Origin of the sequence: Aerosakkonema funiforme FACHB-1375 (assembly GCF_014696265.1) — a bacterium.
GTDB lineage: Bacteria > Cyanobacteriota > Cyanobacteriia > Cyanobacteriales > Aerosakkonemataceae > Aerosakkonema > Aerosakkonema funiforme_A.
In genome coordinates this window covers 1-22,706 of record NZ_JACJPW010000071.1, presented here as the reverse complement: position 1 = coordinate 22,706, position 22,706 = coordinate 1, and the positions used below count along the sequence as shown (strand labels likewise).

Sequence of the window (22,706 nt, the reverse complement as noted above, 5' to 3'; positions counted from 1 at the left end):
TTAGTCAGAGATAGCAGTAGATCATGCCCAAAACAGTTGCCGATGTGATGAGCCGCGATCCGATTTCAGTGCGGCCAGAAACTCCTCTCAAAGAGGCTATCAAGATTTTGGCAGAACGCCGGATCAGCGGTATGCCAGTGGTGGATGAAAATGGCAAATTAGTGGGCGTAATCTCCGAGAGCGACTTGATGTGGCAGGAAACAGGGGTAACCCCTCCCGCTTACATCATGATTCTCGACACCGTTATTTACTTAGAAAATCCCGCCAAGTACGATCGAGACCTCCACAAAGCCTTGGGGCAAACAGTTGGGGAATTGATGACCAGCGATCCGCTGATTACCGTCCATCCCCACAAATCCTTACGCGAAGCGGCACAATTGATGCACGAACGCAATATTCGCCGTTTGCCTGTGATCGATGATGGCGGTCATGTCGTCGGCATTGTCACCCGTGGCGATATCATTCGAGAGATGGCAGCCACTCAAGACTAATGGCGTTTCCAGGCAGAGCCGTGGAAACGAGGCGAATGGTCAAATCAAATTTAATTCTTTGAAATCTCGAAGAATTAAATTTGCAATCTGCTCTTCTAAAATTTGCAATTCTTTTCACCCAGAAGTGACGACGAAAAAATGACCATTACTCCTGAGTCTGTTCAAAAGTTGTTAAGTTCGGAGGAACTGAGCGATCGCTTGCGAGGCGTTAACCAACTGCGTCAGTTGGAACCTGCGATCGCTTTCAAACTGGTTCAACCAGCTATTAATGACAGCAACGCCCGCGTTCGATATGGTGCAGTCAGCCTCATGGATACTGTGGGCAAGGTAGATTTGCACAAAGCCTTGGAAATTTTGCGCGATCGCCTTCAGCACGACTCGGAAGTAGACGTGCAAGCAGCCGCCGCCGATGCCTTGGGGGCGCTCAAGTTAGAAGAAGCTTTTGAAGACTTGCGGCAAGCCTACCACAACTCTTCTGAATGGCTTCTCCAAGTCAGCATCATCGCTGCTTTGGGAGAAATGGGCGACCCGCGAGGCTTCGATCTGCTACAAGAAGCACTCGATTCCGATATCGATCTGATTAAAACTGCCGCTGTCAGTTCTCTGGGAGAATTGGGCGATTTACGTGCAGTTCCTCTTTTGGCAACTTTCACCACCTATCCAGATTGGCAACTGCGCTACCGAGTTGTCCAAGCTCTCAATCACTTAGGTAGTCCAGAAGCTCTTGCGATTCTGGAAACAATGACTGACGATGAGGTAGAGCAGGTAGCTCAAGAAGCGAGAAACTGTTTGCCCTTGGCCTAACGACAGGTTTTATACCTATTCTTCCTCTGTTTCCTTTCCCCTCTCTGCTTTTTTCCCGGTCACCGTAGGTCTTCTGATTAGCTTTATATGGAGTGCTTTTTTCGCCTAAACTCTGTAGGACTCACAAAAGAATCGCTATGGTTGTACACAAAGCAGAGGGGGGCTGTTACTGTTTCCAATATCAAAAAACATACTGAGGTAGAAACCCTTCTAGTACAGAATGCGAAATAGGTATAAACTCGTATCAGTATCAGTATCAGTTTTATTCAAAAAACGTATTCTATAGTTGCTTTTTCGTATATTTATGTATTATTATACTGGACATACAAAAATTTTATGTTAGTTCTTAATAAATTATGCGGAGATTAATTTTATGAACCTTCAAAAAAATCCAGTTTTGTTAAGTTTGATTGCTAGTGGTGCCTTAACTGTTTTTATTGCTCCATCTCAAGCGTTTAATTTTACTAACGGTACCAGCCTGGGAACCTGTGTGATTCTGGTTGACTTCACTACCAATAACACTAACCTCCTAGTTGGTAAAGATATAGACCAAATACCCAAATGCGAAACTGACGATGGTTTTAAGCTGGAAGCTGGTGGTGGCCTGATGCAAGGGAAGTATTTTAAAGATCGGTCGGCTGTAGATGATGGTTTTCAGGGTAATGTAAAGAGTGTTGGTGTAAGCAACGGCGAACCTTTCAATCCCGATATTCCTGCGGGCATTAACTTCGGAGAATACATTGATTTAACACTTCCCGAAGGTGGGGGTATACTTAAATCCCTGGATCTCGGTGCGCTTTACCCGTTAGGTGAGTTTGGACAGCAGGTTTATGAGATTGCGGCTGCGGCTCCCAATATATCTGGGATTGCAGGTACCCTAACTATTAAAGATAAAAGTACAGCTGTTTGGTCGTGGATGGACGGTTCCAGAGAAATAAAGGCCATCAGTAATTCGACCGATCGCAAAAGCGATATTCAGGGTGGAGGTTGGTATAGTATCTCTAATCCTTTTGCAGATACCTTTCTCACTAGCCTTAGATTAGCACCAGTCTCCCAACCAGGCGTTCCTCCCCTATCTGTCCAAAACAGTGATTTTGGCCTAGTGGGGGCAGAATTTGAAAAAGTTGACGAACCAACTGCGTTTGCTGGTTTAGCTTTGGTAGGTGCATTTTTGATGAATGTTTGCCGCCGTAAAGCTCGCAAAATTGGCTAGCCGCCACATTGGTATGCTTCAATTGCGGTGATTGTTGTCGTAACGAATTCTCGCTCCAGCCCACAGCAGCTTTTCTCGTAATGTTTGGTAGTAGGAATAGTTATCTCGCAAGATAATAAATTTAGCTTGACAGTTAGCCATGCAAACATCAACCCGGTGTCCCGGCCAAATAGAGGTGGCCATAACCCCATCCATCCACAGTTTGGTACTGAGTTCGTAATCGCTCAAAGGCCAAATGCTAACTACAGAGCCAGGGGGTAAAATAATGGGACGGCTGGAAAGGCTTAGAGGGCAAATAGGGGTTACGGCGATCGCTTCCATACCATCGTGTACGATCGGCCCATTAGCAGAAACCGTATAGCAAGTAGACCCTGTAGGCGTTGCCACAATTAACCCGTCTCCCTGGTACTGATCGACTACTTCACCATCAATTTCCATCTCCAAAATAGAGGTGAGCATTCGATCGGCTGAAGCGGGTTTGACGCACATTTCATTTAAGGCAAGAAAGCGATCGCTCACCGGTGGCAAGTCCCGGCGATCGCCCTCAAATATCGCCGCTTGCAACATCATCCGCCGCTGAATCGCAAAGCGATCGTCAATTAACCGTTCCCAAACTTTCTCAGTATCTTTAAATTCCTCAAAAGGCTGCGTCAAAAAACCCAGATGTCCCCCCACATTCACGGCCAAAATCGGGATGCCATCTCCTGCCAAATTCCGCGCTGCTGACAAAGCCGTACCGTCCCCTCCCAGTACGATCGCCAGATCGATCGGTTGTGTAGATGATGCCAAAAAAACCGGATAAGGATTATCTTTTGGCCCACTCGGCCCCATCAGCACCTTACAGTCGAGTTTTTCCAGTTCTCTGGCGCACTTTTCTGCCCAGCGCTTGCTCTGGGAATCTCCTGCTTTGTGTGCTATAATTACCTGTTTTAGTTCCACTTTTTTATATTGGTGAAATAATGATTTTACTAATAACTAAGTAGGGTACTTCACCCTATTTTGGATGAGAGGATTTTGGATGAGAGGATTGACTCCGCAATGAGCGGACAGAGCTTGAAATTCGGAAAAACTTTTTGATTATTCCCATTTCAATGGAAGGCTTGAAACCCCTTTTTTCGGTCAAAGCGATAAAATTTCGGTAATTTCAGACTTCAGATTTCAGATTTCAAATTTGAAATCTAAAATCTGAAATCTAAAATTCTCCATTACCACTTGAGCAAGTTAAACTGCTCCATATCTACCGTATCGCGGTTGCGATAAATCGCCAGTACGATCGCCAACCCAACTGCCGCTTCAGCAGCTGCTACGGTAATCACAAACACAGTAAAAACCTGACCTTTAATTGCTTGCGGGTCTAGAAAATTGGAAAAACCCATCAAATTAAGATTCACTGCATTCAGCAGCAATTCAATTGACATCAGTACCCGCACTGCATTGCGACTGGTAATCAAACCGTAGATACCTATGCAGAAAAGGGCAGCAGCTAAGAGTAAGAAATATTGCAGTTGCAGCATGAATCCTCTTTTTGAGCGAAGTGGTCAACCAATTTAGATTTTGGATTTTGGATTTTGGATTTTGGATTGGCAATGACTATTACTTGTTTTGAGCGCCTCGATCGCTTGTCAGCGTGGAAGAATCGCTGCCTGCGGGCACCAATTCTCTAGGACGTTCCGGCAAAGTTAAAACTTGTTGTTGTACGCTTGTACTTTCGGTTATTTCCGGCAAAAATTCGCGCCGTGCCAAAACGATCGCACCCACCATTGCGATTAACAATAACACCGATGCTAGCTCAAAAGGTAGCAAAAAGTCACTAAAGAAATGTTGACCGATTCGCATAATTGAGCTTTCACTTGTAGTAGCGACTTCCGTAGAAATCGCCCAAGGAGTTGCCAAAACCATTGTGCCTAATAAGACAAACAAACCAGCACAGACTAGGGCTGTTGCTCCCTGACGAAGCCAAGCGCTCTTAAGGGGTGTAAAATCTTGGCGCTTGTTCACCAACATGATGGCAAACAAAATCAAAACGTTTACCGCACCTACATATATCAGCACTTGTGCTGCTGCTACAAAATCAGCATTTAGCAAAATGTACATTCCGGCGATGCTGATAAAAACTCCGCCCAACAAGAAAGCTGAATAGACAATGTTGGAAAACAGCACCACACCCAAAGCTGCTCCAATCATCATCACGCTCAGTATGGCAAACGAAACAATCTGAACCCCTTGCGCTAAATCCACAGTTATTTCTCCTTTTGTTCGTTGTTCATCATTCATAGCCACGAACAAGGAACAACGAACAATGAACAATTAAACCTACTTTTCCGATTTTTCCAAAATTTCCTCTGGAAGTTGACCGGCCCGACGATAGCTGTCTGGAACGTCGTGAGGGTCCATCACACCTTTTGGCAAGTACGCAAGTTCGCGCAGCGGTGTGACCATCGGGTCATCAGTTACTTTATATGGCAAACGTCCCAAAGCCACGTTATCGAAGTTTAATTCGTGACGATCGTATGTGGAAAGCTCGTACTCTTCTGTCATAGATAAACAGTTTGTCGGGCAGTATTCCACACAGTTGCCGCAAAAGATACAAACTCCGAAGTCAATGCTGTAGTGTCGCAGCTGTTTCTTTTTCGTTTCCTTGTTGAATTCCCAATCTACTACTGGCAGGTTGATCGGACAAACGCGGACGCAAACTTCGCAGGAAATGCACTTATCAAATTCAAAGTGAATGCGTCCTCGAAAACGTTCTGAAGGGATAAGTTTTTCGTAGGGATACTGTACCGTAATCGGACGACGGCGCATATGGTCAAAGGTAACTGCCAAACCTTGACCGATGTATTTACCTGCCTGAACGGCTTCTTTGGCGTAATCGCCAACTTGTTTGAGGAACTTTAGCATCGTGTCTCACTCTCTTGGGAATTTTAGATTTTAGATTTTAGATTTTAGATTTGGCGCAAATTTGTCATCTAAAATCTAAAATCTGAAATTTATTTAGCCGCCGAAGGCAAAGGGGAATGCTAGCTTGAGGGCGGCGGTTAACAGCAGGTTTACCAGAGAAACCGGTAAAAGGAACTTCCACCCTAAATTTAGCAATTGGTCAATTCTGACGCGGGGTACCGTCCAGCGCAGCAGAATAGCGAGAAAGATGAGGAAGTAAGCTTTCAGAACTGTCATGGTGATGCCTAAAGAAGCAGCGATTACCTGCAACCAGGGATTTGTCTCGCTGACTCCGAACAAGCTGGCGATGCGATCGATCGGAACGGGAAAATCCCAGCCGCCCAGGTAAAGTATGGAGAAGAGTAGAGAAGAGAGAACCAGGTTGACGTAGGAACCCACGTAGAACAAACCGAATTTCATCCCAGAATACTCGGTTTGATAGCCAGCCACCAGTTCTTCTTCAGCTTCCGGCAAGTCAAAGGGTATCCGTTCGCATTCTGCTAAGGCACAAATCCAAAATACGATGAATCCGATCGGCTGACGCCAGAGGTTCCAACCCAGGATACCGTAACCCGATTGTTGGTCTACGATGTCGATCGTACTGAGGCTGTTGGACATCATCACGATTGCCAGCACCGACAGCGACAGGGGTATTTCATAACTGATCGACTGTGCGGCAGCCCGTAAACCCCCCAACAAGGAGTATTTGTTGTTAGAGGCATACCCTGACATCAGCAAACCAATTGGGGCAATGCTGGAAAGAGCCACCCACAGAAATACACCAACGGCGATGTTTGTGATTACCAGATTTTGTCCGAAGGGTACGATCAGGTAGGACAGAAACACTGGGATCACCACGATGATCGGCCCCAGCGTGAAGAGAAGGGAATCCGACTTAGCTGGGAGAATATCTTCTTTAAAGACCAGCTTCATACCATCGGCTACAGGTGCCAGTATCCCGAATGGCCCCATGAATTCCGGGCCAATCCGCTGTTGTGCAGCCGCCGAAATTTTTCGCTCTAACCAGACTGATACCAGCACTCCTACCGTTGCACCAATAATCATCAGCACCATTGGCAGGGGCATCCAGATTGCCTTAGCGGCACCAGCTGGGACGCCCAAGTCCATTAGCGATTCAATAAAGATTGCTTGCAGGTCAATTCCTGAGTTCATGTTCCCCGCTCTCAAAAATGGCTGAGGCAATGCCAAACCAACCGTTACTACTTTGATTTGTGAAGTTTTTTTTACAACTTCACTGTTTAGTATACCGTCGGATGCCGCAAGACTTTGCTGGTGCAACTACAGCGCCTTGCGAGTGGAGGAGTGGGGGAGTGGGGGAGTGGGGGAGTGGGGGAGTGGACAAAAATTAAGTACCATCAACGCTTGCAAACCGCTATAAGTGCGGCTTGCTGTCGTGGGTCTTCCGCGCAGCGGGCTGGGTGCCTATAAAGGCAATGTCATCTACCTAGAGGATTGACTAAAGATGGAAGTCTATGATGTGGATAGGAAAATGTAATAGCTCAAGTTGCTAGTGCCGCTACGTAGAAGTCAAAAGTCAAAAGTCAAAAGTTAAAATTTAAAATTTAAAATTTAAAATTTAAAATTTAAAATTAGGAATTTAAAATTAGGAATTTCTTCCCCCTCACTTTTTTACTCCACTTTTTCACTCCACAAATCTCCGTTCAGGTTTCGATTGCAAATTTCTCTGGATCTATTCCCCAATTTACCCACCGAATTGCTTCTCGTGCAGATGTTAAATTGGGTGGTACGCGCAAGGCGTGAATTTGTCCGGTACTGGGGCAAGTCATCTTCAATAAATGAATTGGCTCGACATCAGCATCATCTATTTTTAATAAAGTGTATTCTCGAAATAAGTCTAATTCTGTTGTTTGCAATTCTTGACAAATTCTCTCGTAGCCGATCGCTTGAATTAAAACTCGCCTTAACTCTGCGTTTGTCTCTTGTAAAAGCCATTGCGATCGCCACTTTTTCGGGTGCAGGTATCCGTATTTCCGAGGTAAGTTTACCCCGTGATAAGCGTACAGGCTATATCCATCGGCAAACTCAAGGGCAGGTTCTCCTTCGGCGTGCAATCTTTGTCGAGCGTCAAAGTTTATTTTCGTCGGTCGATCGCATACAAAACAAACATTTTCGTAAGCCAAAATCCAAAAGGCATTCTTTACCAATAGCTGAAACAACTCCCATTCTTTTTGAAAGTTATGCTGGCAACCTAACACGGTAATATAAAATTCAATCTCCTTAGCCCAAGAAGTACCTATTTTTCGGATAAAAGCTTTGGGAAAATTTACCCATAGATTATCCTGTAATTGCCTACTCATTTGTCGCCGAAGAGAGATCTCCAATCGCGATGCCAGCATACTTCGCTGTCGGTCCCACAATTGCTCTTTCAATCGCATTTCTAATTGGCTCTCCACTTGTCGCCACAGTTTTATTGCTAACTGGCTATCCAGCTTGCCTCTTATTGGTTTACCTAATTTTATTTCTCCTTGTTTATTTATGTCTATCGCAGCAGCATAAGGGCTATCATAAAAAAGAATATCTACCTCATTTTTACCAATACTTCCATAAGCTGATTTTATTGCATCCTGAGCTTTTTGGCGATCGATTCGCTCTGTAGAAAGTAGAATCGCATCCCACTTTTCCTTGTAAACTGGAATTAAAGCTTCTTGCTCTGGCGTAAATTCGGTAATAATTTTGTAGCCACATCCCTCAGCTAAAACTCGCCTCAATCGAGCGTCAATCTCTTCAGCTATCCACTGTGTTTGCCAGCGAGAAGGAGGCAATTTACTGTATTTTTCAGGCAATCTTACACCGCGATAAGCATAGATATTAAATTCATCAACAAATGCAATTGCAGGTTCTCCTTCTGCATGGAAGCTTCCTCGATCGTCTAAAGATATTTTTCTAGGCCGATCGCATATTATGCACAGCTTTTTATAAGGAATAATCCATCCACAATCTTGCAGAAATGTCTGCAATACCTGCCAATCTTTGTTGCGAGCGCTCTGGCAATTTAAAACATTAATATAAAACTCAGCCTTACAGCAATTCAAACTCCATATTTCCGGTCGAATACAGTTATGTTTTTCTAGTTTTATCGCCAACTTTTCCCTTAATTGACTCATTTGGATGTTGCCCATTTGACTCTTGAGCAGTTGCCTGTGCAACCACCGTTTTAGTTGACTATCTACTTGTTTGCCTAACTGAATTTCTAATGGTTTCCACAGTTTGTCAATTACTGCACTCTTCAGTTTTTTACCGACCTGTTTTATGTGCAGACTTTCCTTATGGCTTAAAGCCGAATAAGGACTATCAAAAAAAACAATTAATGGCTCTTGTTCGCCAATTATCTCATAAACTGCTTTGACCGCTTCAGAAGCTTTTTGACGGTCGATCGGTTCGGTGGAGAGAGCTATACTGCGCCACTTTTCTAGATAAACTGGAATCAGAGCTTCTTGTTCTGGCGTGAGTTCTGCAATCACATTTCTTTAAGTAATAAATACGAAATTGTTAGCGAAAAACAGGTTTTAAAAACCAATTTTTCATCAGTCCAAATCCGGGATCGAAACTCCCTTTATCCCTAAGAAGGGTGAAGCATTGCGGTAGAAAAACTTTGGGTCTTGGGAATACACTTATCGCCGCAATGCTTCACCCCTACACCCCACACTATAAAGGGGCTAAATAACCCGGATTTGGTATCAGTCCACTTCAGTGGACTTTCGCTATGACGCTGGGGTTTGAACCCCTGGCGGACTATGTTGCTAACGTTCTTCGATCGGTATATATGCAGCTTCGTGCAGTCCGGTGTAAACTTGAGTCGGACGGTAGATGCGGTTTTCTTCGAGCTGTTCTTTCCAGTGAGCTAACCAACCGGCCACGCGAGCGATCGCAAAAATTGGCGTAAACAAATCCGTCGGAATACCCATCTTACTGTAAACCAAGCCAGAGTAGAAATCCACGTTCGGGTAAATTCCCTTGTGAGCGAGTTTTTCTTCTACAGCTCTTTCCAACTCCACCGCAATATCGTAGTACTTATCCCGACCGAACTTTTCAAACAACTGCTCTGCCAGATTTTGGAGAATAGTTGCTCGCGGATCTTTTACCTTGTATACTCGGTGTCCGAAGCCCATAATTTTGGCTTTGCGTTCCAGGCGATCTTCCAGATAAGGGCGGACATTTTCCACCGAGCCAATTTCTTCCAACATCGCAATCACTTCTTCATTTGCGCCCCCGTGCAGTGGGCCACCCAGAGTCCCCACAGCCGAAGCCATGACTGCGTAAGGATCTGTCAGAGTTGAAGCTGTCACCCGTGCTGAAAACGTGGAAGCATTCATCGTATGTTCTGCGTGCAGCGTTAGGCAGACATCGAATATCCTAGCTGCCAGCGGATCTGGTTCCCGCTCATTCAGCATATACAGAAAATTAGCCGAATAGCCCAAATCATCGCGAGGCTGTACGGGGTCGTTTCCCTTCCGCATCAGCTGAAAAGCTGCCACCATTGTGGGAATTTTCGCCAAAAGTCGCACTACAGCAGCGCGGATATAAGCCGGGTTATCTAAATCTCTGCGGGAATAGAACAAACCCAATGCAGCGGCTGAAGCTTGTAGCGCATCCATCGGGTGTCCGCTTTCGGGAAAGCATTTCATCATGTCCCGAATCCGATATTTAATTCGCCGATGGTAGCGAATTTCATGTTCAAAGGCTTCCAGTTCTTCTTTCGTTGGCAGCGTACCCCAAATCAAAAGATAGGATGTTTCCAGGAAGGTACTTTTTTCTGCGAGTTCTTCGATACGGATACCCCGATATTGCAATATACCTTGCTGTCCATCCACGTAGCTAACGCTTGATTGGGCAGCGGGAATGCCTTCCAGACCTGGCTTATACTCGCAGACAGTCATAACTTTACCGTTAATCTTATGTGAAATATATTTTAGGCTAACTTACCAGAAACTTACGTATTGTTGCCGACTGCACAAAAATCTTTTATATCTAGCTAGGGGTTAGGGGTTAGGGGCTAGGGGCTAGGGGAGAGGGAAGAGGGAAGAGGGAAAGTCAAAAGTCAAAAGTCAAAAGTCAAAATATTAATTCCCCCGCTCCCCCGCTCCCCCGCTCCCCCGCTCCCCGGCTCGCAAGCCGCTGGATGTCAAGTTACAAAAAGTAACTTGGGGGATGCTAGCCAGAATAGCTGACTGCGACCGACTGGCGATCCGGTTTCCGGAAGCGTTAAACCGACAATGCCGGCTTTTTTGACGACCAAAGAGCCTCGAATTTCACCCCAAGTCAAGATTTCCGCCCAATTTCCCAAGTTTGGTTCGTGACCGACCAACGCTAGGCGAGTGTTGCCTTTCTGTTGCCATTTCTCGAACCAAGTTAGCCAGTTTTGGATGTCGCCGTCAAAGGCGAGGTCGTTTGATTCTTCCAGTTGGGAACTCAACCCAGCTGCGATGAGAATTTCGGCGGTTTGACGCGCACGCACGAGGGGACTGGTGAGAATCAGACCGAAATGAAGATTCAATTCCGAGAGTCTCGCGGCGACTTTGCGGGTTTTGCGTTTGCCTTCATCGGTCAGAGGCCGATCGCGATCGCTAGAATATTGTTCGGGTTCGGCAGCTATCCCGTGACGGATTAAGTAGAGTTCTGTCATTGGTCACCGGTCAGTTGTCAGAAGTTAGCGTTAAGCGATCGCAAATCAGCGCACCTATCTTACTCGCTGTCGATCAAATCGTGAGTGGGGTTAATCAACTTTAAGAGCTTTTGCTTAATTTGGGTATCGAACACTTCCCACTTCAGCTTGGCATACTCGGAGTTTTCGTTGCTGCCACCCAAGAAGCCGATCGGGATTTCAAAGCCACCAGCCATCATCCGTCCGCCGCCAAAAAAGCGCCCTTGATTATCTTGACCGAATGCTTCTTTGAGAAATTCATCGGGGTCGAGGGTTAGCTTGGTGGTTCGCAGTGACCCTATCACCATTTCTATCCCTTCTTCTTCATTATGGACAATCCCGTACACAAGGGCGGTATGGACATTTTCTTCCGTTACTAAGAAGTCTGCCGCTTGGGGGATGGCATCCCGGTTATCGTAGCGCAAGTAACCGACACCGGCAATGGAAAAGTTGTTTTGTACAGAGCGATTTTTGAGACTGCGCTCGATCACGTCCATAACTCGCTTAGAGCGATTTGTTTGGAGGACGGCATTGAGCAGCTGAGCGTCGTAGAATCGGCTGAGATAGGCAGCAGCGAGAAAATCTTCTTCTTGTGCTTGTCTGAGCGCGTTGGTGTCCGATCGCAAACCGTGCATCAGAGATGTGGCACATTTAACGTGTTCGCTGATGCTGCTATCCATATTGAGCAACCCCGCTTGCAGGTATTGCGTCAAAATGGTGGCGGTTGCTCGCACGCTAGGCCGAATATCGACAAACTCAGCTTGGAGGTTCCCTTGCAGTTTGTGATGGTCTATCACTACCGTTGTCGGGATACCCGCTTGCTGTAAGAAAGGCATTAACTGGCTGGTAGTGCCTTGATTGTCGATCAAAATCAAGCCCTGATAGGCTGACAAATCTTTATTCTTGATTGTCTGAACTGTCCAGCGTTCTGCTGGTAGATTTGTCAGCTTTACCAGCGCGATATTTTCTTGGTGAGAGAGGGTGCCAGCATAGATGATGTCGCAGTGGATATCGTATTGCTGGGCGATCAATTTATACGTCCAAGCAGAGGATAAACCATCTGGGTCTGGGAAGTCTTGTACGACGATGAGCTGGCGTTCCTCTCGGTGTCGCTCCAAGCTTTGCCGCAAAGCTTCCACCTTTTGACCGCACGATAGGTTAGGCGAGCGCTTAGCTTGTTCGGAAGCAGCTTCACTCAGCGACGTTATCGATCGCTTCGTTGCCGTAGGTTCTACAGAGGCTATATCCGCCTTTGCCTCCATTAATTGCGGCTCTGCTGCTAAAGTCAATCGGTCAAGCGGCTGGAGCGAACGAGATTGCATATGGGGAAGAGGAACTGGTGTGTTAGACAAGTATATCCAGAAACCTATGGACGGCTATGCTGCCATTCAGCGCGACGCCATAGGTTAAGAGTGAATTGCTACTTCCTAGATCTTCGCAAAAAAACCAGCATTCAACATACCCTCCTACGGGGCATTCCTCTGGGTAGAAGTCTGAAAACCTTTTCTAATAAAAAACCTGCACGCTAGATGGGTGCAGGTTTGTTAAGTACCGATGACATATTTACTCCACTCTTGATGCGTTCCGCTCTTTACGTGTTTGGCAACTTCAAAGTATAAACTGCTGTAGGGTTTGCGCGGAGTGTGCCGTAAAAGCATATTTGCTTCTTGTGGTGTCCGGTTCCCTTTTTTGATATTGCAGCGGACACAAGCCGTTACCATATTTTCCCAGGTATCGCCACCACCGCGAGAACGGGGTAGCACATGGTCTAAGGTTAAGTCGTCACCTGTGTAACCGCAGTATTGACAGCTGTGGCTGTCGCGGTGCAGTATATTACGGCGGGTTAAGGGTATTTCTTTGTAAGGAACCCGGACGTAATGGCGCAGCCTAATCACTGTTGGGAGGGGAAATTCGGAATAGAGGTATTTGCCGTTGTGTTCGACTTGCTCTGCCTTGCCTTTAATCAATAGAACAACCGCCCGCCGCCAGCTGGTGATGTTGAGCGGTTCGTAGGAGGCATTTAACACCAGAACCTTGCCCATTTGAGTTCGATCGATAAAATGTTTTCTATGTCAAGATTATAGTCTCAGCTGGCTGGGAACTGGGGAGCTTTGAGAGGCGATCGAGTTTCTTACTTCCTTCCCGCCCTAAGATTATCGATTGCAAGTTACCTGTTGTTCTTTTCTCCCCCACTCTCCCGCTCCCCCACTCCCCCCAAAGCATACATATTCTTTGAGCGGGAAAGGAGTATTTCATTAGCGATCGCCAAGAACTTTTCTGCCAGTGAGGAAATACGTAACCATTTCGCCTTTGCCTTTGATCGGGATAGGGCCGCGTTCCTCAAACAGATATTTACATTGTAATATCTCATAAGTGGCGGCTGTGACCTGGATGCAGCCAGGAATGCCGTGAGACTCCATACGGCTGGCTGTATTCACGGTATCGCCCCATAAATCGTAGATAAATTTCTTGATCCCGATCACCCCTGCTATGACTGGGCCACTATTAATGCCGATGCGAATGCTGAACGAGCGGTCGGTGGAAGAGTTAAATTGTGCAATTTCTGCTTGCATATCCAGCGCCATTTCCGCGATCGCTTCTGCGTGATCTGTCCGGGGTCTTGGCAATCCGCCTACCACCATATATGCGTCGCCAATTGTTTTAATTTTCTCCAAACCGTGTTTTTCCGCAAGTCGGTCAAATTCGGAGAAAATTACGTTGAGCATTTCCACAAGTTCAGTAGGTGATAGACGGGTAGAAAGGTCTGTAAAGCCAACGATATCGGCAAACAAAACCGTTACTTCCGGGAAACTATCGGCAATGTAGCCTCGATCTTCTTTCAAGCGATCGGCGATCGCTCCCGGTAAAATATTTAACAGCAGTTGCTCAGATTTTTCTTTTTCAAGGCGGATGGCTTCTTCTGCTTGCTTGCGCTCTGTAATATCGCGAATTACCGACATCATATGCAGTTTACCTTTGTAAAGAAAGCTCATGGCGTGTACCTCCATTGGAAAAGCAGCACCGTCCTTCCGCACATGAGTTCCTTGGATTTTAAAATAACCTCCATTTTTAAACAGTTTTTGGAGATCTTTTAAGGCGCGTTCGTGTTCTTGAGGATGGATAAATTCGCTTCCGTGCATACCGATAAATTCTTCGTAATGATATCCATACATCTGGCAAGCAGCGGTATTAGCCTCAACAACGTAACCTTCAAAATCATTAATAATTAACCCATCGCTAGTGGCTTCAAATATGCTGTGATATTGTTCTTCTCTCTCCCGCAGTGCTGATTCGGCTTGCTTGCGTGCGGTAATATCCCGTGTTATGCAAACTTGCTCGCCACTGTCCAGAATATAGTGCAAAACTTCCAGTGAAATTTTCCTCCCATCTTTCCTTACCATTGTTTCTTCTCCCCGCCACTGTCGGTCTTTTAGGAGTGCAGGTATAATTTCTTGTTGATATCTTTGTTCTGCTCTTTGTAAGTCGTCTTCTGAATACATAACTTTCCAGCTTTTCCCAATTAATTCGGCTGGGTTTTCGTAGCCGTTAATCTCGGCAAATGCTTTGTTAGTATACAGAAATTCTCCTTGGTAATTGAGGATAGAAATCCCATCCAATGCTGCTTCGATTACTGCTGCTTGACGGTGTAATATTGCTTCTGTATATTTGCGATCGGTAATATCTTCCACTACCCCTAATATACCGATGACTTTTCCACTGGAATCGTGAATCGGAATTTTACTGATATCGAGCCAAATAGTTTTCCCTTCTGCTGAGGGTTTTTGTTTGGTAGCAATTACGTGTAATTCCGGTGTATCCGTTTCCATGATGTGAAGATCTTGGGCGCGGAATAATTCGGCGACTTCTCGTTTGGGAATCAAGTCGTAATCTGTTTTACCTACTACTGCTTCCGGATTTTCCAGTTGAGCGTATTTTGCCCAGTTTTTGTTGCAACCTTGGAAAACTAAATTAGTATCTTTCCAGAAAACTTGCTGAGGAATATTATCTATAATCAGGCGCAGATATTCTTTGCTTGTTCGCAGTTCTTCTTCTACCTGTTTGCGAGCGGTGATATCGAGCGCCATTGAAGCTATGCCAATCGCATTTCCATCGCTGTCGATCAAAGGTGTGCTATACCACTCGCAAATAATGCTTTTACCATCTTTAGTAAGATTATCGTTGGTGTTGCGAGTTGGACTGCATCTTGCTAAAAGGGCTTCAATAAATTGGTTGACTTCTACTTTAGCATTTTCGGGTACGATTAGATCGGTTAAATGATGGCCGATCGCTTCATCTTTGGTATAACCAAAAATTTGTTCTGCCGCTGGATTCCATTCAATGACTTCAAAATTAGTGTTAAATTCAATCACTGCTAAAGGTGTCTGTTGGAAAAGCAGAGAAAGCCTTTGTTGCGATTTTTTGAGTTCTTGAGTTCGTCGCTCCACTCTTTGTTCCAAAGTGCGGTTGTATTCCTCCAATGTTTCGCGGGATATTCTTAACTGGCGCGTCATTTGATTAAAAGCGCGAGCCAGTATCCCGATTTCATTTTTGGAATTAATTTTGATAAAGTAAGATAAATCTCCTTGCGCGATCGCTTCAGCACCTTGAGCTAATAAATTAATTGGATGCCCGATATATTGAGCCAACATAATTGCTGCAACAATTGCCACAAAGCTAACAGCTACTATTAACAAAGTAAAATGGACAATCAATCTCTGCGGTGCCGCTAATGCTTGGGCTACTGGCTGTTCGACAATGATACCCCAACCTGTTCTTCTGATTAAAGTTGATGTCCCGATAACTTCTACACCTAACAAACCAATATATCGTTTGGCTGTGATTCCCTTACCTCTTTTAATTAGGAGGCTGACAGTCGGAAATGATGCCAAATTTTTTCGTTCTCCGACTACTTTTATATCTTTGTATCCAATTAAATTACCTTGGCGATCGACTATATAAAAGTAGCTGCCTTTTCCAGGTTCAAGTATACTCAATTTTGTCCATAAATTTTCAAAATTTACTACCGCTATTACCACAAATTGGTCACCATTTTTGCTTAGGATGTTTCGCGATATGGTTACCAAAGGTTTATCCTTAACAAAGGAAACTTTACTGATAAATTCCCCTGCTTTTTTGGCGCGAAAGAAAGCTTCTGTTTGGGAAATATTTGTTAAACTTTTAGGCGCAACTGGTTGACATTCAACTAAACTATATAATTCTTGGCCTTGACTGTTTGTTAATGTAATTTTCTGGTATAAACTCAGAGAATCAACGCATATTTCTGCCAAAGATTGTAGAGCGTGATTGGGAGATTTGCTGGTAAGATCTCCAAGTAATTTTAAGTTGTAAAAAATGCGATCGACGGAGGTAGAAATGTAAGTATTGCCCAAAGCGATTATACTTTCTTGGCGAGTAGCGATCTCTCGATTGCTAAATCGAAATCCACTATAAATAGATAAAGTACCCCCAGCTATTAAAGGTAAGATGGCGGCAAAAACAAACAGCAAAGCCAGATTTTTAGCTAACAGACGGCGCTTAATTATCATATTTGACAGGCTCTCTCGTACATAGCGTGATAAGTAAACCCGATCGATCTGCCATAATCCTTACTGTATAAGCATTGCTTATACCGGATTCCTGATGTTCTCTTGCCCAAAAAGAACCGTTTTCCAGACTCAGTACGGAAGAGCCGATCGAGTTTGCGATTAGTACCTAGATTTTTACGTACCTCGTTAATGTTCGCTCGCTGACACCCTATTAGCACGAGACTAGCAAAGAGGTTGCAAAAGACGATCGCTAGTTTTTTGAAAGTACAAAAAACTTTAGATTAGATAGATAAACCACTATCTTTTCTGCCTATGAGAAAATAAGTAGTCATTTCGCCTTTCCCTTTGATCGGGATGGGACCCCGCTCTTCAAACAAATATTTATCCCGCAGTAGGGTATAAGTGCTAGCTGTAACCTGAATTTGGCCGGGAATGCCGTGGGATTCCATACGGCTGGCAGTATTCACAGTATCGCCCCACAAATCGTAAATAAACTTTTTAGTACCGATCACACCGGCAACGACGGGGCCAGTATTTATACCCAGGCGCAGTTGCAGGTTTCGATTGGTTTCGGTGTTGAAGAGGTTAATTTCCATTTGCATATCGAGGGCTAATTCTGCCACTGCTTCGGCGTGGTCTCGCCTGGGCATCGGCAGTCCTCCCACTACCATATAAGCATCGCCGATCGTCTTGATTTTTTCCAACCCATAGCGATCGGTAAGCGAATCAAAGGTTGAGAAAATTTCGTTGAGCAGTTCTACCAGTTCTACAGGATCTTTAGCAGCCGAAAGTTCTGTAAAGCCAACGATATCGGCAAACAAAACCGTACTTTCCTCAAAGCTGTCGGCAATAGTAGTTTCTTCCAGTTTGAGACGATCGGCGATCGCCGCAGGTAGAATATTCAGCAGCAGACGCTCAGTTTGTTGCTGTTGATAGCGCAGGGCTTCTTCCATTCGCACGCGGTAGGTGATATCAGTGGTTACGACGAGCAAGCACGGCTCACCATTCAAATGGATCTTCTCAGCTGATAGCAGCCCCACAATTATTTCCCCTGATTTTTTGCGAAATTCGCACTCTTGGTTGCAAACAGTCCCTTTTTGTGCGATCGTTTGGATGATTCTCAGGCGATCTTGGGGATTGACCCATATTCCCAGTTCTGTTGCCGTTCGACCGATGACTTCTTCGCGCTGGAAGCCTGAATCGATCAAAAAACTTTCGTTCACCTCAATCAAACGCCCTTCTTCCAGGGTACTGATGGAAATCATGTCAGGACAGGAACGAAAGATCAGAGAAAACTTTTCTTCCGAAACGCGCAAAGCCTCTTCCGATCGCTTTCTTTCTAGAATTTCTACCAATAGTTGCCGATTGGTTTCTTTTAAGACAGCCGTGCGCTCCTCAACTCTCATTTCTAACTCTTCATTTGCCTTTTCTAGTGCTTCTTGTGCCTGTTTGCGGGAAGCCGCTTCCATTGCCAAAGCAATAAAATTCGCTAAAGAACCTGCAAAATGTTCTTCTTCTAAGGCCCACTGACGGGCGGGGCCGATATGTTCGTGGCAGATGACGCCGACCATCTTGCCACCGACGCGAATCGGTGCATCCAACATAGAATTAATACCCAAGGGTGTCAGATAGGCAACGGAAAATTCGCTTGTTCTGGGGTCGGTATGGGCATCATGGGCGGCAATAATGCGTTCTGTTTGCAAAGCCTGGAAATAAGCGGGAAAGTCAACTGCTTTTAGCTCCAATCCAGAGGTACGATCGCCCGCACTGCGTTTGTATAGATCTAAGCATTGAATTACCGATCGCTCCTCGTTAAATAACCAAACGCTAGCTCGCTCTACTTCCAGGATATCCGTGGCAACCTCTGTAATTTCCCGCACAGCCGCATTTAAATCCCCGGTAGCGATTGTCTTGCGCGTAGCTAAATCCAACAAAGCGATGCTATGTTTGCGGAGGCGTCTTTCACTAGCTCGCAGGGTTTCTTCCGCCCACTTGCGTTCGGTAATATCTCTCCAGACTACATAAAGAATTTGTTTGCCATCAAGGGGGATGGCGGTGAGCAATACTTCCACTGGGAAATCTGTGCCATCGGCGCGACGATGTACCCACTCAAACCGAAAACAGCCTTTGGCTAGGGCGGCGCTGTTGTTCTCGTTGGCTTTTTCAAAAGAGGAACGACCATCGGGTTGTATTTCGGGAGATAGCTGGGAGGGATGCAGGTTTAATAATTCTTCTTTACTTTTGGCACGCAGCATGGCAACAGCTGCTTGGTTGCAATCGATGAAGACATCTCCATCTAATAAAAGAATCGCATCTGCCGACTTTTCAAATAGCAAGCGGAACTTATTTTCGCTTTCTCTTAATGCTTCTTCTGTACGTTTGCGATCGGTCACATCTTCGTAAGTACCTAAAATTCCCACCACATTTCCTTGGGCGTCGTGGAGTGGTACTTTGCTAGTATCTATCCAAGCTGTCTGACCGTTGGCAAGGCGTAAGGTTTCGCTGATATGATATGCGGGGATATCTGCGGCGATTATTTGTCGGTCAACTTCATAAAAGGAGTCGGCTTGTTCTTTTGTGGCGGATAAGTCGTAGTCTGTTTTGCCAACGATGTCATCGGTGGATGCCAAACCAACATCAGTCGCCAGTTTATGATTGCAACCGAGGTAAACTGAGTTTCGATCTTTCCAGAAAACCGCTTGGGGGATATTATCCATCACTCTAGCCAGCATTTCCTGGGATGTCCGCAGCGCCTCTTCTCTCGCTTTGCGATCGCTGATATCCCGTACTACGGCTTGCAAGACTCTACGCGATTTGGGATTGTTGCTGCTATGATCGAATCCAAAATCTACTGCGGTTAGCCACACTTCTGCGGGAAAGACTGAGCCATCTAAACGACTGTGGAGCCATTCAAAGCGACAACTCCCTTCTCGAAAAGCTGTGGCAATTCTTTGTGCTGCTAATGCGGCTGAGTTTGAGCCATCTGGTTGCAATGGCGGTGAGAAATCGCTGGGCTGTTTACCGCAAAATTGTTCTTTATCTATGCAGCCAAACATTTCCAATGTGGCGCGGTTGCAATCGAAGTAAACATTTCCATCCAACAGCATGACTGCATCGATCGTCGATTCGTAGAGCGTGCGGAATTGCTGCTCGGATTGGGCAAGTTTGGCTTGGATAGCTTTGATTTCGCTAATGTCGTTACCGATCGCCAGGATTTCTGTGAGGTTTCCATCTTCATCTAAAAGAGGTTTATTTGTCCATACCACCCAAGCTCGTTCGCCATTACGACGGATGTTTTCGTTTTCGTAACATCTGTATTGTTCGGGGTGTTTGAGGATATCCCTAACTGCTGCTGCTAATTTTCTGCTGGGAGTATCTGCCCCATCAGTCGGGACGATCGTGCCAATGATGTTTTTGCCGAGAATCTCTGCTTCCGAGTAACCGAAAAAGCGTTGCGCGAATTCGTTGAAGAAGGTGATATTTCCCTGAGTGTCTATTCGCAGGATAATGCTGTTGGCATTTTCAACCAGTTCTCGATATTTGGTTTCGGATTGTCGCAGTGCGCTTGTTGCCTTTTCTACAGCTTGTCGTAATTTTTCTGGCGATCGCACCCAGGTAAACAGCAAAATGCCGGTCACTAGCGCCAGCACTGTTCCTCTCGCTCGCAACGCCCAAGACATGGATGCTTGAGTTTGCCATCCTTTCTCTGGGATTGCGGCTAACTGCCAGGAACTGTTGGGCAATTGTAGCTTGAGGATGACTGGGTTTTTCTGGAAGATGGTCGGGTCGCCGAAAAAGACTGACCTAGAGGAACTGAATTTATTTTGACTGAGTAGGGCAAATTGCAATTGGGAATCAGTCAGCGCTGATGCTTCGCGACTGGGGCGATCGAGCAATCTCGCTTCCTTAAAAAGAATGTCGCGATCGATAATTGTGCTTGCCAGACCCCAGTAGGAATTTTTTTGGGGAGTTTCTTGGGTAGGTGCGACGAAAATGGGGGTGTAGGTGACAAATACCTGAGAAGGGGGGATGGGGCATGGGGTATGAGGGGAATTGCCAATCTTGCACCCGGAAGCGGGTAAATCGTATGGCCCGATAACGACGGTATTGCGGCTCTTAATTGCCCGATCGATCGCCTGTTGATGTTCGGGAATCAAATTCGGTTTAAAGCCTATTTTCGCTGCTTGCCCTTGGCGCGGATAAATATGGCTGAGTGCGGTGTTTTTATACAGCGCTATACTGCGGATACCGGTTTGCTGTGCCGTTATCACTCTAGCAAGGCGTTCAAATTCTCCGGGCGCGATTTCTGGATTGATGGAGACATATGCTACCAGACTCCGTTCGAGAAATATCCTAGAGGTTAGCCCACCTTGAAGTCTAGCTCGCACGGTACTGAGCTGGTTGAGGACATTGGCGCGATCGCGCTCTTGGAAACGCTGTTGCTCCGATCGGTCTACAATCCACACACCGGCAATAATCAACGATGCTGCTGATATCCCTGCTAGGTAAGGTAAAAGGCGGAATTTCATATTTGTATTATGGATAGAAATTCCGTTCTATATCATAAGACTTACGCAAATAAACTGGGTTTCTCTGCAAAAGCTTTGATTTCGCAGCAACTCAGGTGAGGCGAGCAAATTTTTTGTTGAATACCAACCTGAATAGCCTGTCGTTACTCTGTTTGCAGAATAGAAGGACGCGAATTACCCACTGACTGCCAGCAATAGAGTGGCAGCTTCCAACTTCACAGTTAAATTGTGAATAGTGTGAGTAGAGGAGTGAATGGAATGGTTGATACAGCCAAAACCCCTATGGGAGTATCCCTAGATAGCAACTCGAATCTAATTTCTAGGGTGAGTGCTTATGGCGGACTTTGCCAACGCGCTTGGGTGGAAATCGATTTAGCTGCTTTAGGGCATAACGTGCGGCAACTTAAAAGCATTTTGTCGCCGCAGACGGCATTAATGGCGGTGGTGAAAGCGGATGCTTACGGACACGGTGCTGTGACTGTTGCTCGGACTGTGTTGCAAAATGGAGCCAGTTGGTTGGGGGTGGCGACAATTCCGGAGGGGATCGAACTGCGAGAGGCGGGTATTGAAGCTCCCATTTTGATTTTAGGGGCGACTCATACGCCGGAGCAAATTCGGGCGATCGCATACTGGAAGTTGCAACCGACGATTTGCACGCCTCAACAAGCTTTGGCTTTTTCGGAAACTTTAAGTGTTTCTAACTTGACATTGCCGGTGCATATCAAGTTGGATACCGGAATGTCGCGTCTGGGGACATCCTGGCAGCAAGCTGCGGAGTTCGTGCAGTTGGTGAATACTTTGCCGAATCTGCAAATTGCGAGTATCTATTCGCACTTGGCGACGGCGGACAGTCCCGATCCGACGGTGATGAAGCAGCAGCAGCAGCGATATGAGGATGCGATCGCCCAAATAAAATCGTTGGGATTGCCATCAACGCAACTGCATTTGGCTAACTCTGCCGCCATTTTGTCCAGCCCTACTTTACATTACGATATGGTACGGGCTGGTTTGGCTACCTACGGTCTTTACCCAGCCGAACATTTGCAGCGGGTGGTGGAACTGAAGCCTGTTATGCAGGTGAAGGCGCGAGTTACTCAGGTAAAAACTATTACAGCCGGTACTGGTGTCAGCTACGGTTATCAATTTGTAGCCGATCGCGATATGCGTCTGGCGGTTGTCGGTATCGGTTACGCTGATGGCGTTCCCCGCAATCTTTCTCACAAAATGAAGGTGGCGATCCGAGGTCAGCTTGTACGTCAAGTGGGCGCGATTACGATGGATCAGCTAATGCTGGATGTCAGCGATTTACCCGATTTGCAAGTTGGCGAAGTGGTAACGCTGCTTGGTAAAGATGGCGACATCCAGATTTTAGCCGATGATTGGGCGGCGAGTTTGGGAACTATTTCCTGGGAAATTCTCTGTAGTTTTAAACATCGCTTACCTCGCGTGGCGGTCAGTCACTAGGGGTTAGGGGTTAGGGGTTAGGGGTTAGGGGTTAGGGGT

General features: G+C 45.9%; 16 protein-coding genes. 4 read left to right on the top strand and 12 right to left on the bottom strand.

What is annotated here, in order from left to right:
* The first annotated feature begins 23 nt into the window (after nucleotides 1-23).
* From H6G03_RS23920 to H6G03_RS23910, 3 genes are all read left to right on the top strand, one after another.
* Nucleotides 24-491: a CBS domain-containing protein gene (locus H6G03_RS23920; protein WP_190469628.1), complete on the top strand. Its 468-nt coding sequence runs from the start codon at nucleotides 24-26 to the stop codon at nucleotides 489-491.
* Nucleotides 492-629: 138 nt separating this feature from the next.
* Nucleotides 630-1,295 (top strand): phycobilisome degradation protein NblB, encoded by a 666-nt coding sequence (gene nblB / locus H6G03_RS23915; protein WP_190469624.1) that lies wholly within the window; start codon nucleotides 630-632, stop codon nucleotides 1,293-1,295.
* Nucleotides 1,296-1,668: 373 nt separating this feature from the next.
* Complete coding sequence (locus H6G03_RS23910; protein ID WP_190469620.1) at nucleotides 1,669-2,508, top strand: hypothetical protein; 840 nt, start codon at nucleotides 1,669-1,671, stop codon at nucleotides 2,506-2,508.
* 18 nt (nucleotides 2,509-2,526) lie between these two features.
* On the opposite strand, the gene H6G03_RS23905 is transcribed toward H6G03_RS23910, so the two are convergent.
* The 12 genes from H6G03_RS23905 to H6G03_RS23850 form a co-directional block, all read right to left on the bottom strand.
* A complete protein-coding gene (locus H6G03_RS23905) occupies nucleotides 2,527-3,447 on the bottom strand; it encodes an NAD(+) kinase (protein WP_190469617.1) in 921 nt (306 codons plus the stop codon).
* A 266-nt stretch (nucleotides 3,448-3,713) separates the two neighbouring features.
* Nucleotides 3,714-4,019, bottom strand: a complete 306-nt coding sequence (gene nuoK / locus H6G03_RS23900) for an NADH-quinone oxidoreductase subunit NuoK (protein WP_190469700.1) — start codon at nucleotides 4,017-4,019, stop codon at nucleotides 3,714-3,716.
* A gap of 82 nt (nucleotides 4,020-4,101) precedes the next feature.
* Nucleotides 4,102-4,746 carry an NADH-quinone oxidoreductase subunit J gene (locus H6G03_RS23895; protein WP_190469697.1) on the bottom strand — a complete coding sequence of 215 codons (645 nt, stop codon included), beginning with the start codon at nucleotides 4,744-4,746 and terminating at the stop codon, nucleotides 4,102-4,104.
* 75 nt (nucleotides 4,747-4,821) lie between these two features.
* Nucleotides 4,822-5,406 carry an NAD(P)H-quinone oxidoreductase subunit I gene (gene ndhI / locus H6G03_RS23890; protein WP_190469615.1) on the bottom strand — a complete coding sequence of 195 codons (585 nt, stop codon included), beginning with the start codon at nucleotides 5,404-5,406 and terminating at the stop codon, nucleotides 4,822-4,824.
* 93 nt (nucleotides 5,407-5,499) lie between these two features.
* Nucleotides 5,500-6,618 (bottom strand): NADH-quinone oxidoreductase subunit NuoH, encoded by a 1,119-nt coding sequence (gene nuoH, locus H6G03_RS23885; RefSeq protein WP_190469612.1) that lies wholly within the window; start codon nucleotides 6,616-6,618, stop codon nucleotides 5,500-5,502.
* A gap of 509 nt (nucleotides 6,619-7,127) precedes the next feature.
* Nucleotides 7,128-8,948, bottom strand: coding sequence for a DUF6745 domain-containing protein (locus H6G03_RS39840; RefSeq protein WP_242056931.1), 1,821 nt, complete (start codon nucleotides 8,946-8,948; stop codon nucleotides 7,128-7,130).
* A gap of 279 nt (nucleotides 8,949-9,227) precedes the next feature.
* The gene (locus H6G03_RS23875) at nucleotides 9,228-10,364 is read right to left on the bottom strand and encodes a citrate synthase (RefSeq protein ID WP_190469609.1); all 1,137 of its coding nucleotides are present in this window, start codon (nucleotides 10,362-10,364) and stop codon (nucleotides 9,228-9,230) included.
* A 245-nt stretch (nucleotides 10,365-10,609) separates the two neighbouring features.
* Nucleotides 10,610-11,110 (bottom strand): phosphohistidine phosphatase SixA, encoded by a 501-nt coding sequence (gene sixA / locus H6G03_RS23870; protein WP_190469606.1) that lies wholly within the window; start codon nucleotides 11,108-11,110, stop codon nucleotides 10,610-10,612.
* Between the two features lie 59 nt (nucleotides 11,111-11,169).
* Entirely contained in the window at nucleotides 11,170-12,480 is a 1,311-nt protein-coding gene (locus H6G03_RS23865; RefSeq protein ID WP_322111961.1) for a DHH family phosphoesterase, read from the bottom strand.
* A 192-nt stretch (nucleotides 12,481-12,672) separates the two neighbouring features.
* Nucleotides 12,673-13,170 carry an HNH endonuclease gene (locus H6G03_RS23860; RefSeq protein WP_190469602.1) on the bottom strand — a complete coding sequence of 166 codons (498 nt, stop codon included), beginning with the start codon at nucleotides 13,168-13,170 and terminating at the stop codon, nucleotides 12,673-12,675.
* A 213-nt stretch (nucleotides 13,171-13,383) separates the two neighbouring features.
* On the bottom strand, nucleotides 13,384-16,674 hold the full coding sequence (locus tag H6G03_RS23855; protein WP_190469599.1) for a PAS domain S-box protein: 3,291 nt from the start codon (nucleotides 16,672-16,674) through the stop codon (nucleotides 13,384-13,386).
* A gap of 281 nt (nucleotides 16,675-16,955) precedes the next feature.
* The gene (locus H6G03_RS23850) at nucleotides 16,956-21,203 is read right to left on the bottom strand and encodes a PAS domain S-box protein (RefSeq protein WP_190469596.1); all 4,248 of its coding nucleotides are present in this window, start codon (nucleotides 21,201-21,203) and stop codon (nucleotides 16,956-16,958) included.
* 282 nt (nucleotides 21,204-21,485) lie between these two features.
* On the opposite strand from H6G03_RS23850, the gene alr reads away from it, so the two are divergent.
* Nucleotides 21,486-22,667 (top strand): alanine racemase, encoded by a 1,182-nt coding sequence (gene alr, locus H6G03_RS23845; RefSeq protein ID WP_242057184.1) that lies wholly within the window; start codon nucleotides 21,486-21,488, stop codon nucleotides 22,665-22,667.
* The last annotated feature ends 39 nt before the right edge of the window (nucleotides 22,668-22,706 follow it).